Consider the following 13,423-nt stretch of genomic DNA (forward strand, 5'->3'; position numbering starts at 1 on the left):
AATGGTGTTAAGTCATCTTTTTATCGGCAGTAGTCAAAAATCTGTAAACGATTCAGCCACGATGTATAGGTAAGGCTTTTTTCGTAAAACCAGGATGTATAAGGGAAGCGCGAAGAAAGGGCCTCGCGCATTTCCCGCAGGGCAGATTCACGACAGATAAAACTGGCGCTTAAAAGCAAACATATCATTCAGCAGGCAGTACTCGGGATTGCCGAGCGTGATAACCGGCGCGCGTTGGGCAATCATGGTTTTCCAGTTTGCCAGTGAATGTCGCCAGGCGGCATCTTCGTCGTCGGTTAACGGCGCAACCTGATATCCCAGCGTAATATGAAACTGGTAACGATCGTGGCCCGGCTCGTGAATGCCGGTGACTTCAGACAGGCGATCGCGCAACTGGCGCAAGCGCTTCTCCGTATCTGCATCGGCCGTTAACAGGCGCAGCGTTAACGGGGTTTCATGCGCAGAGGGCGCCTCCGGATTAACGCGCATGCGGTATGGCGCGGCATCTTCACCCAGCTTAAACGACCGCAGGCGCTCAGCCAGGATCCGATCGCACTCTTCCATAGGCATATCAAGAGCCAACCCAGCAGGCCACAGGGGATAGCGTCTTTCCTTGTCGTTGGCACCGCCGAAAACGGTCATATGATAACTGGAGGGAGGCAGCGCGGTGACCTTTCGTGACCAGCTTTCACCGGGTAACTCACGATAGACATCAAGCAGGGCATCGAAGGGTTCCGAGCCTTCACCTTGCTGCGGCAGATGGCAAATAATCGTGTTTCCCCTAAACGGCAGAACCCGGCCGTCCGCGGCAAACTTACGGCCCACGTCGTTAGGGCGGTGTTCCGCACCAATAGCGCGGGCGGCGGCCATACCGCCTAGAGTGGCAATCGTACCTTTCAACAGCATTCTCCGTGTTGTCATCGTCCTACCTCAGTATTGAGCAGATTCCGGCAAAATCATTAATGGGTTCCTCGCCTGTGCGATCTTGCACGGGCATGTAGAGAGGACGTCTTCTCTGTCTGGCCGGGATGTCACAGGACAGCAGAAGCCTGATGCAATGATGAGGGGGCGATAACACACCTGCGCGGGAGCACAGATCCCGGCATCATCGTGCTGGTTAATCAAGGGGACGCGCATCTCAATCGGCCATCCTGGCGAATGTCTGTGACTAAAAGATGAAGGGAGAGTATGATGTCCAGAAGAGGAACCGCGCGCCGGCGTTCTTGGCCGGGTTGGGTGCATTCAGCCTGCGGGACGCAACCTAATCGGCGGGGCGCAGCGGATCGTATTTGTCCTGTTAGCCAGGGCAAGAAGAAGCCAGCGTATTCAGCGCTGGCATGACTTTCCCACGTCTATACATTGAGCCGATGAATAACCGTCACGAATTCATTCACCCCGCGATTAATCTCCTGAAAACTGCGCGAGAGGTTGCTGATTTTGTCATTCTCGGCAGTAAGAAAGCGTTTAATTTCTTCAAGTTGCTGGGTCATGTTTTCAATAAGGGTGGTATTTTCTTCCACCACTCTGGTGATTTTAAGCGTCGCCTGCGATGTCGAGGCCGCCAGTCGCCGGACCTCCTCGGCCACCACGGCAAATCCACGCCCCGCTTCGCCTGCACGTGCCGCCTCAATCGCGGCGTTTAACGCCAGAATATTGGTTTGCCCGGCGATGGCGTTGATCGTCGAGACGATTTCTTTAATATCCATCGAAGAATGATTGAGCTTATCGCCAATTTCTGCTGCCGCACTGACCTGTGACGACATCGATTCCGCATTGCGGATGGTTTCACCCAGTACATCATTCGCATTAAAGGTGATCTGAGACGTCTCTTCCGACGTTGTGACGGCAATGTCAGCAACCCGTTTAGCATTCTCAACACGTTCGGTAATATCAGATGCCAGTTTGATGACCTTATAAACGTGCTCTGCATCATCTTTTATAGGGTTGTAGCTGGCTTCCAGCCAGACGCGTTTGCCTGAGGCGGTGACCCGCTCAAAACGTCCAGTAAAAGCCCGGCCTTGCTGGATCTTTTGCCAAAAATCAGGGTGCTCTTTATAAAATTCATCATAGCAAAACATACGATGATGTTTGCCCTTGAGGCCATCAAGCGGGTAGCCCATTAATTTCAGAAAATTGTTATTGGCATCAACAACCTCGCCCTGCGGGGTGAACTCGATCATGGCCATAGAGTTATTTAGGGCGGTGATAATGGCTTCTTTATGCTTCAACGCTTCATGTTTATTAGTAATGTCGTTGGCGATTTTGATGACTTTTTTTACCGCGCCGTGACGATCCTTCACAGGAAAATACGTCGCGCTTAAATACAGCCGGCTGTGATTTTTGCGAAAGCGCTCAAAAATGCCGCTAAAGGAGTGACCGGCGCCCAGGGTTTGCCAGAAATGCGCGTAGTCGCTGGAGCGCACGACGTTATCATCGCAGAACAGGCGATGGTGCTGACCCGCAATCTCGTTGAGCGTGTAACCCGTCAGTTCAAGAAAAGGCTCGTTTGCCGTAATGATGCTGCCGTCAGGCGTAAATTCAATCCAGCCAATGTTGGCTTTGATCGCCTGCGTGTTGGTCTGATCATCTGCGGACCCCCATGAAGCGCTACCGGGCATAAAACGTGTCAGGGCAAACATAACGCTCTCCATCTTTTTCAGATAAAAGGGACAAACGATTTTGGCCTGTGTCGGGGAATTTGCTGCCTGTGAAAAGTAAAGCGTCCGGCGCGGGTCGTCTTAGATTATCGGCACTGATGGATTCATATTTAGAAATAGATTAAAAAAAGTGATGTTTATCACAGTGGCAGGCAAAGCGATCCAGTGCGGTATAAGCACGCGGACTTTCTTGCCTGGCGTGCAGCCCGAAGATGAGAGGGTGGCGTAAAATACGCGAGCAGCAGTAATTTAGCGGGTTCCCTCGCCATGTTTGCTGTTCCGACTGAAAAAACGGCAGGGGCAGCGGACGGCCTGTTTCAAGAAGGAAGCCATTAAAAATTGCCAGCACACCGGCGGAATTGTTAATCATAACTTGTTGAATGATGACAAAAAACATTGGGGACGTTTTTGTTATCCAAATGAATCGGGGGATGATTCGATTGACAGGCGTTCGTTCAGCTGGACTGATTTCACTTCGGGCAACCCAGCTGCGTTTTTATCATCGGCTTAAGCGAAGGCGCTCTGCGTAAGACAACGAAATACCTGAGGAGCGCAGCGCAAGGTAATGGCGTCCGCACCCCTTTCTCAGACGGACAGCAAAAGATACCGGCGATAGCGCAATCCCCAGTACCGGCCTCTGCCGTGCTGACGCGCAGGCGGCGAAATTAAAATACAGGCGCGTAGAGGGCGGATAGTGGCAGGGACTGACGAGCCAAACAATCACGCGCCAGCGGGTGGGCCTCTGCCGGGTTGACGCGCAGGCGACGAGAATAAAATACAGGCGCGTAGAGGGCGGATAGTGGCAGGGACTGACGAGCCAAACAATCACGCGCCAGCGGGGGGGGCGCTGCCGTGGCGATGACATCTCAGGCGGTGTCGCCAATGTCCGCCTGCAACATCGCCTGTGCCGTCACACATTCAGTCGATGAATCACCGTAACGCATTCGTTCACACCGCTGAAAATTTCCTGAATACTGTCTGAGAGATGAATCATCTTGTCGTTTTCCGTCGTGAGAAAACTGTTGATGCCATCAAGCTGCTGATGCATATCGCCGATAAGACTGGCATTTTCTTCAACCACCTTGCTGATTTTCTGCGTTGCCTGAGAGGTGGAGGCGGCAAGACGTCTGACTTCTTCCGCGACTACCGCAAACCCACGTCCCGCTTCGCCCGCGCGTGCGGCCTCAATGGCGGCGTTCAGCGCCAGAATATTGGTTTGTCCGGCAATGTTGTGAATCGTGGAGACAATCTCTTTGATGTCTTTGGCCGAATAATTCAGTTTGTCACTGATCTCCGCAGCGGCTGTTACCTGAGAGGCCATGGATTCTGCATTTCGCACCGTTTGGCTCAGAACCTCATTGGTATTCGCGGTGAGATGCGACGTTTTTTCAGAGGTATTCATGGCAATATCCGCAACCTCCTGCGCCGTGACGACACGTTGGGTGATATCCGAAGCCAGCTTAATCACTTTATAAATGTGCCCCGCAGCATCTTTAACCGGGTTGTAGTTGGCCTCAAGCCAGACACGTTTTCCTGATGCCGTTACCCTTTCAAAACGCCCGGTGAACGCGCGTCCATGTTGAATTTTCTGCCAAAAATCAGGGTTTTCTTTGTAAAAGGTATCAAAACAGAATATACGGTGGTGTTTACCCTGAATCGCCGCAAGATCGTATTCCATCAGCGTCAGAAAGTTTTTATTGGCGTTGAGGATCTCGCCCTGCGGGGTAAATTCGATCATCGCCATGGAGTTGTTCAACGCAGTAATAATCGCTTCTTTATGCGTCAGCTCTTCGTGCCGGTCAGTGATGTCATTGGCGATTTTGATGATTTTCTTCACGGTGCCGTGTTTGTCTTTCACGGGGAAATAGTTGGCGCTTAAGTAGAGCAGACTTTTATTTTTTCTGTAGCGTTCAAAGATGCCGCTGAAAGACTGGCCTGATGCCAGGGTTGCCCAGAATTCGGCATATTCACGAGAGCGCACAAAGTCTGGCTTACAGAACATACGATGATGCTGGCCGGTAATTTCACTGAGCTGGTAGCCCGTGACCGCCAGGAAGACCGGGTTGGCCGTAAGAATGATGCCCTCGGGCGTAAATTCAATCCAGCCGCTACAGGCTTTGATCGCCTGTACGTTCCTCCGATCGTCGGAGACATTCAGCGGGGTTTTGCCCGGTTTAAAACGCGTAAAGGAAAACATAGCACTCTCCATTTATAGCCGTAAAAAGGTCAAAGAGTTGACCACGTAGTGGAGAGACAGCGACCTGTTTACAGGGAGGTCGATCGGCTCGGGTCCACTAACGTTATCGGCATCGCGCGTGTCATATTTAGGTCACATTACGGACACAATTAAAGTCTGGTGAGGTGCATCACGCTATTCACAAAGGGCATGCGGTGACGTCAACAATGCGCATGCCCCTCAGCGTAGGTTTCGCTCTCAACACTGTCAGTGTCGGGGAGCGGATGGTGCTGCAATGAAGCGGCCTGAAGCCGCGTTATGACGGGTTATCCGGTATTGCACTGCGCAAAAATTCAGGGATGGCAGGGCGACCGTTTTCCAGACAGGTGCCGGTGAAAACCGCCTCGGCATAAACGACATTATTCACCAGAATTTGTTGGATGAAGTTAACGCGGTTGCGTTTTTCATTGGCCGCCAGTGTACAGGTCACCTGCATCTCATCACCTTTCTTCAGGCTCTTTTTGAAGCGCAGGGTGTACTCCAGCAGCATATGAATACGACCCGCGGTAAACTCTTCTTCGAGATCGACACCAATGTGCTCTTTCATAAAAGCGTGACGTGTCCATTCCATATAAAACGGATAGTAGAGTCCGTCCACCACGCCCTGAAAATCGATGTGCTTTTCGTCAACCTGATACGTTTTCGTAAACATAATAGCGCCAGTAGTGAGTGAGGTTATGCTCACTTTAGTGATCATTGGCGCTTTGTGAAATGCTTTTTATTGGGGATGCGCGGGGACCGCGTACGGTGATATATCATGCTGTAACATGGCCGGGCCAGCGAGGCGCTGGCCCGGGTGAGGCGATAAAACGCGGTTATCGGAAGAAAAGCGCGTCAGTTATCGGAAAGCCGGCGCCGCAAGAGTGCCGCTTCTTTCGGTGCGGAAAATAGACACTGCGTTGCGCAGCATCACGGTTTGTTCCAGCATGCCCTGCGCGGCGGAGGAAACCTGCTGAACGAGCGCGGCGTTCTGCTGGGTAACCTGATCCATCTGGCTAACGGCAATGCTGACCTGACCGATACCATTGCTCTGCTCGTCCGATGCGATGGTTATTTCGCCCATAATGGTTGTTACGCCCTGCACCGATTTCACGATCTCCTCCATCGTATTACCGGCTTCTCTTGCCAGGCCTGAGCCTTTCGCCACATGCTCGACCGACTGTGTGATCAAATCTTTGATCTCTTTGGCCGCGGTTGAACTGCGTAAGGCCAGCGAACGCACCTCACCGGCGACGACCGCAAATCCGCGTCCACCTTCGCCCGCTCTTGCGGCTTCAACGGCGGCGTTAAGTGCCAGGATATTGGTCTGGAATGCAATGCCTTCAATGACTGAAATGATTTCGGCAACTTTGCCCGAGCTTTCTGAAATAGAGCGCATGGTTTCCACCACCTGCTTCACGACATCCCCGCCCTGGATCGCCACATGTGATGTAGTGTCGGCCTGAGTATTGGCGTGACGTGCGTTGTCAGTATTCTGACGAACGGTGGCGGTAAGTTCTTCCATGCTGGCAGCCGTTTGTTCAAGCGCGGCAGCCTGCTCTTCTGTGCGCTGAGCCAGATCGATATTGCCCTGCGCGATTTCGTTGGCTGAATTGTTGATCAGCTCCGCAGACGACTGAATGCCGCTGACGATGGTGACCAACTGCTGACGCATGGCTTCAAGCGACGCCATCAGGCTGCCCTGGCCTTTAAGCGGAACAGCAATGTCCACGGTCAGGTTACCCTGCGCAATCATTCCGGCAATATCGGCCGCCGTTTTTGGCTCGCCGCCCAGTGCGCGGATAATGCTGCGCGTAATAATCGTACCCAGAATAATCGAAAGCAGAATCGTAATAATACCGGCCAGGCTCAGCGTCATTTTGGTGGCAAAGGCCAGGCTGTTCACCTCTTCAGAGCGTTTAGCTAACAGCGTAGCTTCCGCGTTGTTGAATTCAGCGGCAAGGGTGCGATAGCGATCCATAAATGCCTTATCGCGGCCCTCCTGAAAGAAATGCGTCAGCGTTTCCAGCGGTTGTTTGCCGCTGTTTACATCCCGGCGCAAGGCGATCAGTTGATCGTCCACAGCCTGAACACTGTTATGCAGTTCAAGCAGCGAGGTCAGCCTTTGCTGCTGCTCGGCATTATCCGCCGTCATGCTGCGAAGCTGATTGTATTTCTGATCGAAAGCGGTTTTACCAGCGTTAAACGGTGCCAGGAAATTGTCATTGCCTGAAACAACAAACCCACGCACGCCCGTCTCCATATTCACCATATCGGTCAGCATACTGTCGCTGACGCTCATGACCTGATAACTGTGGATGTTCCAGGTGTTGGCCTGACGCAGTTTAAGAAAATTGGCGATCGACAAGCTGCTGCCAATCAGCGAAACAATAACGATGATGCCGAACGCGAAGGCGATTTTACGGCCGGTTGTGATTTTCATGTTTTTCCCCGATAAGTGATCTTATTATTTTTGTGATAAAAGCCATTACATTTCGTTTATCGGCAAAGAAGAGTGGCAGTTTATAACCGCACCTCCTTTTTTTATAAAACCTGTCCTTAAGGTTAGCCGCAGATAATTACCTGGGTTATCTATAGAAAGGATACGATGCCGTGGGGATAACATAACCGTATGTTACGAGCAGTAACGTGACTTTTAGCCGTTCCATAAGCACGTGAAAAAACAGCTTAATAAAGAGAAAGCAATTTCGCTTTGCGGAGGTGAAGGGATTCAAAACGCTAATGCAGAAAAAACATGAAGAAAGTTGCTAATGGATATGTATAAAAAATGTCGCTTTCATTCGAAATAATGAAAGCGACAGAGCAGTTAAATAACGTCGTTTTTATTAACTGCGATGATTAGCCTTTACTCCCTGTCTGCGCATGAGCGCCCGTTTGGGTGTGGTGCATCGTTGGGCTCACAGGAAGCTCAGAATAGGTTTGAGTATCATAAATTACCCCTTCTTCAGCGGATTTCAGCAACATACCTGCCTGATAGTATTTGTCCTGTTTCATCATGGCGAGTGCGCTGGAAACATCGTTTTCAGTCTGCTGCAACGGCATCAGTTCCTGCGTTTCGGTAACGGCAACGCCTGCCAGTTTCAGCGCATCAAGCGCGCCCTGTTTATCACCCGCTTTGATATGCTGGTTGGCCTGATCGATAGCATCATTTTTCTGTTTCGAAAACTGATAATCTTCTGAAACGGAGACGTCAGAACCGATACGAATATAGTTATCGCCATTCATAGGAGCTTTCTTGTCGTAGCGAATATATTTGGTCCAGTCCACGCTATTATCTTTCAGGTAGGTTTCTGCCTGGGTGGCCAGCGCTTTTGCCTGTTGCGTCTGACCGTTAAATAACGCGTTGCGAGAAAGCTGAATATCATTCATCGCCTGGGCCGCCTGCGCGGATACGACTTCGTTATTTAACGTGTGGCTGTCTTTAAAAGATTCAGCGGCAGCGGCTCCGCCAGTAAACACTAATACGGCTACAATCATTGAGCTAACAATCATCTTTTTCATGATATTAATCCTCTGTATGTATGCATCCGAAAGGTGCTAACGTCATTAATTACATAAAGCGTGCCTTATTACGGGTAATAAATCTTTCCGGAAAAATCATAGACAGTGATTGTCAGATGAATATCGCCGTCTGGGTTTTGCTACTGTGGAAATGATTATCCAGAACAGCATTACTGACACAGAAACGATCGGGAGCTGTGCTGTCTGAGGCGTAATCTTTTACAGGGCAGTTGCTGCCGCGCAGTTGGGTAAAAAACATATCGCCTGAAAAGCATGCTTCGGTAAGGTGTACATCCTGCTGTGACGGGTTTTCACACTGGCTGCCGTGAAAAGAAAGGGTCATTAACCGGGCCATAATTTATCTCCTTGATGTCGTGCTGACGTCTTTAATTAACACCCGAAAGATATTTAAGTGTGATTATGAGTTTGCAGAAAAATGTCATCGTTACATTTTTCATCTTTATTTTTCATTAAAAGTCATTGAGTTAGATGAATGAGTTTGTAACAGGTCCTCCGTTCTTTAAGAAACCTGAGTTTTCTATAGAAGAAAACGTACAGGCTGACATCAGGTTGAATTTTCATCATCCTGTTAACGGGAAAATAAGGCGGGTAACGACAGAGGAAACACACTGTCTTTTTCCCCTTAAGATTTTGTCGTGTGCTGGCCCGGTGGCCGTTAAGCGTGGGAAATCCTGTGTGTGTGGATTTTATCCGCGTCTCGTCTTCTTTTGAGTAGGCTGCTTTACACAACGTCTGGCACTGGCAAAATAGTCATTTCCCTTTCCAGTAATCGCTATGTCTGAAGAAGCTCTGCGGCAGCAAATCGCGAATTTAAAAAAGCACAATGCGCGATTAAAGCGTATTGCGCACGATGCCCGTAATAAATTAAGCGCCGCACTGGACGGAACAGGACTGTGCTTGTGGCAGCTGGATATTCCCAGCGGCAAACTGGTCATTTTTAACCGACGCTGGGGATCGATGCTGGGTTTTCAGCCCAAAGAAGTCGGTGCGCATTTCGACGTATGGAAATCCTGCCTGCATCCGGACGATGCCAGCGACGTATTGAAGGCTTTCTACGATCATATTAACGGAAAGGCGCCTTTCTATGAGGCGTTGCACCGCATGGTGGGCAAAACGGGCAAGATCACCTGGGTACTGGATCGCGGTCGGGTCAGCGAATGGGACGAGCAGGGAAGGCCCTCCAAAGTAACAGGCACCCATATCGATATGACCAAAGAGAAACAGTACGAAGAGCAGCTGGCGACACTGGCGATGCATGATCCTCTTACGCAGTTAACTAACCGCCATGCATTACTCACCCATTTTCGCGATATGAAAACGGAAGCCGTGTTTTGCATTGCCTTTATTGATTTAGATAATTTCAAACACGTCAACGATACGCTGGGGCATCGCAGCGGCGACGACGTTCTGATTCAGCTCAGCCAGCGCTTTATCGCCGCCTGTCCGTCTAATGTCATTATTGGCCGACTGGGCGGAGATGAATTTGTTTTGTTGATCCCTTTCGCCTTGTCCCATCCGCTCACAGATAAACTCACACAAGCCTGTCTTGAAGCTGCCCTGCAGCCCTTCGAACTGGCTAACGGTACAGCGTCCATTGGCGCTTCGATTGGTGTGGTTCAGGTTAACAGCCCCGAGAACTTTGACAGCGCGCTCGCCCGGGCCGATGAGGCCATGTACAGCATCAAAAAAAATGGCAAATGTGGCGTCGCCCTGTCACACGGGGAAGGCTTATAAGGACGCTTCCCGCGACTGGAACATTTTTCGCCCTCTGCCAGGCTTATGTGGTATCACCATTCTGCCAGCGCTGTCGCGGCAACATGAGCGGCGGAGGCCTGAGGCGTAATGACTTCCACCTGGAGCGAGGCACGCATGAGTCTGTTTAAAAGCAAAGATGGATATAATCTCTATTACAAAGACTGGGGTAAAGGTCAGCCAGTATTGTTTAGTCATGGCTGGCCGTTGGATGCGGACATGTGGGACAGTCAGCTCAATTTTCTTGCAGAACGCGGCTACCGCGCCATCGCCTTTGACCGACGTGGCTTTGGGCGTTCCGATCAGCCCTGGGACGGTTACGATTACGACACCTTTGCTGACGACATTCATTGCCTGATTGAACATCTGCAACTCAGAGACGTGACCCTGATTGGCTTCTCAATGGGCGGCGGGGATGTGTCACGCTACATCGGAAAATACGGGACAGATAAGGTTAAAAAGCTGGTGCTGCTGGGGGCGGTAACGCCGATTTTCGGCCAGACTGACGATCATCCCGAAGGTGTCGAGAAATCGGTCTTTGACGGCATTAAACAGGGATTGTTGAAAGATCGCGCGCAGTTTATCAACGAGTTTGCTGCGCCGTTTTATGGCACCAATGCCGGTCAGCAGGTTTCAGAAGGCGTGCTCACGCAGACCTTAAACATCGCTTTACTGGCATCGCTTAAAGCAACGCTGGACTGTGTTACCGCGTTTGCCGAAACAGATTTCCGCGCAGATCTGGGGAAAGTGGATGTGCCAGCCTTAATTATTCACGGCAGTCATGACCAGATAGTGCCTTTTGAAGCCACGGGCAAGCTGGCACATGCGCTGATACCGGGTTCGGAACTTAAGATCTATGACAATGGCCCACATGGTTTTGCCGTCACGCATCAGGACCAACTCAATCAGGATTTACTGACGTTTTTACAACAGTAACGGAACAGAATAATCTGAAAGCAACGCCCGTCAGGGCGTTTTTTTTTATTCCTCAACGCTTCGCTTATTTAAAAAACCTTTTTTACCTTCTTCTCTTTTATTTTTCATGACCGTTTTACTAATTGATGCTTTTTTGATTATTTAATGATCTGCTTTTAACAGAAACATCGATAATTAACGAATTTACCGCTTCGCTTATTTTTAGATGATGGAAGTGTGATGTTGTTGAATTTGCTTTATCAGGCGTGGTTAAAAAGAACATTTATTGATCATATTGACGACGTTCCGTGATGCTGATCCGATTTACCGCTTCGCTTATAAAGAAAAACGGGGTGGACTTTTTAATGAATCGATCGATTAATAGGGGCCGGGAAGAGTGGCTGTCACAGGGCTGACATGATCGCCATTCTCGTTAAGTTTCTTGTTTAGATAGTTTCGTTACTAAAGAATTAAAGGGATGAGCCGCAAAATGGTTTTGTCTGGCAACCCACGCCAGCGCTCAGCGTTTATGCTTGATAAGGTGATTTTTATGGCTACATTTAATTCTGTAGCCTTTAAGGTAATGCAGCTTTAACTGTGCCAGTTGAATAATGAAATTTGAGGAGAATACAGAATGACGCAATATCGTGGTGGCGCGGGTAATTTCGCCGCAGATAAAGAGCGCGCGGCAGAGGCCGGGCGTAAAGGCGGGCAGAACAGCGGTGGGAACTTTAAGAATGACCCGCAGCGAGCGATCGAAGCAGGCCGCAAAGGAGGTAAAGTAAGCCGTCGTAGTTAATCATTTACTTACAATGACTTGCTATTATCTTTGGCGGTTTAAAAAAGGGAAATACGTTCAGTACGCTTCTGTCTTCCCGTCTGACCTGTTGTGAAAACACGCTCTGGTGTGAGGTCGCAAGAATCTTACCGGAAAGAACGCCCCCTTTCCGGTGTCTTTTTCAGCGCTCCGCTGACATCAAAAAATAAATATAAAAAATGGAACCTCAATCCAATGGGCGGAATGGGCATTATTTTCCTTGGGTGCTAAGTTGTACGCGAATGGGAATATTCGTACAGATTTGGCTGAATTTAAACAGATCCTCATTTTTAATAAATTTAAATTAAAAAAGATAAATCACTGGTAATGAAAGAAAAAAATGCATTTTTAATGCCACTTATGTTGTCAGGTTTTGCAAAGTTAAACACTATTCCCGCCAACTCCACTAAGGTTATATAAAGTGCGATTGACTGAAGCGGCGCTGAAACCTCGGTGCTGCTGTTTAATTAATGAGGCTCTTTTCATGACTGTTAAAACGTTAAATGATCTTTTCATCCACGACCTGTCAGATGTTTACAGTGCAGAAAAACAGATTGCCCGGGCTCTGCCAAAAATGGCGCGCGCTGCCAGTGATGAAAACCTGGTTGCTGCGTTTAATCAGCACCTTGAAGAGACACGCGGGCAAATTGAGCGTCTGGATGAATTAGTTGAGGCCACGCCCGAGGTAAAAATTAAACGTATGAAATGTCATGCGCTGGAAGGGCTGGCGGAAGAAGCACAGGAAATTATCGAGTCGGTAGAAAAGGGAGAGGTACGCGATCAGGGATTGATCGGAGCGGCGCAAAAAGTTGAGCATTATGAAATCGCGACCTACGGTACCCTGCAGGCGCTGGCACTCAAGCTAGGCTACACCAAAGCGGCGAAGCTGCTGGCACTGACGCTTGAGGAAGAAAAACAAACCGATGTAAAACTCACCACTCTTGCTCAGGCGATCAGCACGGTTGAAGGAGCAGCAAAATGACCACGGCGATTGAAAACTATCATGACTGGCTACGCGATGCGCATGCCATGGAGAAGCAGGCCGAGAGCATGCTGAGCAAAATGTCGGGCCGCCTTGAGCACTACCCGGCACTGGAACAACGCCTGGCACAGCATCTGGAAGAAACCAAACATCAGCTTCAGCTGCTTGAGCAACTGCTGGATCGTCACGGCATTGACCACTCCATCATGAAAGACGTGATGGGAAAAATGGCGGCAATGGGGCAGGCGATCGGCGGTATGTTCACCTCTGATGAAGTCGTGAAAGGGGCGATGAGCGGCTATGTGTTCGAGAACGCAGAGATCGCCAGCTATACCAGCCTGATTGCGGCAGCAGAACAGGTCGGTGACAGTGAAGGTGTCAGAGTGCTGAGCGAAATTCGCAATCAGGAGATTGCGATGGCTGAATGGCTGTTCCAGCATCTGCCTGAGGTGACGCAACAGTTCCTGCAGCGCTCCGCGCAGCCGGGCGTTGAAGCGAAGAAATAATGCGTTTGCGGTGCCGCAGGCGGTAAAAAGCCGGGA

At 49.9% G+C, this 13,423-nt stretch carries 14 protein-coding genes; 6 read left to right on the plus strand and 8 right to left on the minus strand.

From position 1 onward, the window contains the following. Positions 1-147: 147 nt before the first annotated feature. From PAGR_RS04190 to PAGR_RS04210, 5 genes are all read right to left on the minus strand, one after another. Positions 148-921 (minus strand): DUF1868 domain-containing protein, encoded by a 774-nt coding sequence (locus PAGR_RS04190; protein WP_014605088.1) that lies wholly within the window; start codon positions 919-921, stop codon positions 148-150. Positions 922-1,352: 431 nt separating this feature from the next. Then, positions 1,353-2,639, minus strand: a complete 1,287-nt coding sequence (locus tag PAGR_RS04195; RefSeq protein WP_014605089.1) for a methyl-accepting chemotaxis protein — start codon at positions 2,637-2,639, stop codon at positions 1,353-1,355. A 139-nt stretch (positions 2,640-2,778) separates the two neighbouring features. After that, entirely contained in the window at positions 2,779-3,054 is a 276-nt protein-coding gene (locus PAGR_RS04200; protein WP_237711076.1) for a hypothetical protein, read from the minus strand. A 513-nt stretch (positions 3,055-3,567) separates the two neighbouring features. Beyond that, on the minus strand, positions 3,568-4,854 hold the full coding sequence (locus PAGR_RS04205) for a methyl-accepting chemotaxis protein (RefSeq protein ID WP_014605091.1): 1,287 nt from the start codon (positions 4,852-4,854) through the stop codon (positions 3,568-3,570). Positions 4,855-5,149: 295 nt separating this feature from the next. Next, positions 5,150-5,545 (minus strand): acyl-CoA thioesterase, encoded by a 396-nt coding sequence (locus tag PAGR_RS04210; RefSeq protein WP_014605092.1) that lies wholly within the window; start codon positions 5,543-5,545, stop codon positions 5,150-5,152. Position 5,546: 1 nt separating this feature from the next. On the opposite strand from PAGR_RS04210, the gene PAGR_RS24340 reads away from it, so the two are divergent. Further along, a complete protein-coding gene (locus PAGR_RS24340; RefSeq protein WP_353938860.1) occupies positions 5,547-5,603 on the plus strand; it encodes a hypothetical protein in 57 nt (18 codons plus the stop codon). A 128-nt stretch (positions 5,604-5,731) separates the two neighbouring features. Here PAGR_RS24340 and PAGR_RS04215 read toward each other — a convergent pair whose 3' ends face one another. The 3 genes from PAGR_RS04215 to PAGR_RS04225 all read right to left on the minus strand — a co-directional run bounded on the left by PAGR_RS04215 (position 5,732) and on the right by PAGR_RS04225 (position 8,749). Beyond that, the gene (locus PAGR_RS04215) at positions 5,732-7,315 is read right to left on the minus strand and encodes a methyl-accepting chemotaxis protein (RefSeq protein ID WP_014605093.1); all 1,584 of its coding nucleotides are present in this window, start codon (positions 7,313-7,315) and stop codon (positions 5,732-5,734) included. Between the two features lie 416 nt (positions 7,316-7,731). Next, entirely contained in the window at positions 7,732-8,394 is a 663-nt protein-coding gene (locus PAGR_RS04220; protein WP_013027130.1) for a YfdX family protein, read from the minus strand. A gap of 112 nt (positions 8,395-8,506) precedes the next feature. Next, on the minus strand, positions 8,507-8,749 hold the full coding sequence (locus tag PAGR_RS04225) for a hypothetical protein (protein WP_014605094.1): 243 nt from the start codon (positions 8,747-8,749) through the stop codon (positions 8,507-8,509). Between the two features lie 440 nt (positions 8,750-9,189). Between PAGR_RS04225 and PAGR_RS04230 the strand changes: the two genes are divergently transcribed. The 5 genes from PAGR_RS04230 (at position 9,190) to PAGR_RS04250 (ending at position 13,387) form a co-directional block, all read left to right on the plus strand. Next, a complete protein-coding gene (locus PAGR_RS04230; RefSeq protein ID WP_013027128.1) occupies positions 9,190-10,149 on the plus strand; it encodes a sensor domain-containing diguanylate cyclase in 960 nt (319 codons plus the stop codon). 135 nt (positions 10,150-10,284) lie between these two features. Beyond that, on the plus strand, positions 10,285-11,103 hold the full coding sequence (locus tag PAGR_RS04235) for an alpha/beta fold hydrolase (protein ID WP_014605095.1): 819 nt from the start codon (positions 10,285-10,287) through the stop codon (positions 11,101-11,103). Between the two features lie 613 nt (positions 11,104-11,716). Continuing rightward, the gene (locus tag PAGR_RS04240) at positions 11,717-11,881 is read left to right on the plus strand and encodes a con-10 family general stress protein (RefSeq protein WP_006118264.1); all 165 of its coding nucleotides are present in this window, start codon (positions 11,717-11,719) and stop codon (positions 11,879-11,881) included. 502 nt (positions 11,882-12,383) lie between these two features. Beyond that, complete coding sequence (locus PAGR_RS04245; RefSeq protein WP_014594535.1) at positions 12,384-12,881, plus strand: YciE/YciF ferroxidase family protein; 498 nt, start codon at positions 12,384-12,386, stop codon at positions 12,879-12,881. Further along, positions 12,878-13,387, plus strand: coding sequence for a ferritin-like domain-containing protein (locus PAGR_RS04250; protein ID WP_013027125.1), 510 nt, complete (start codon positions 12,878-12,880; stop codon positions 13,385-13,387). The genes PAGR_RS04245 and PAGR_RS04250 overlap by 4 nt, the downstream gene beginning before the upstream one ends. Positions 13,388-13,423: the final 36 nt, after the last annotated feature.

It is taken from the genome of Pantoea ananatis PA13 (assembly GCF_000233595.1).
GTDB classification, from domain to species: domain Bacteria; phylum Pseudomonadota; class Gammaproteobacteria; order Enterobacterales; family Enterobacteriaceae; genus Pantoea; species Pantoea ananatis.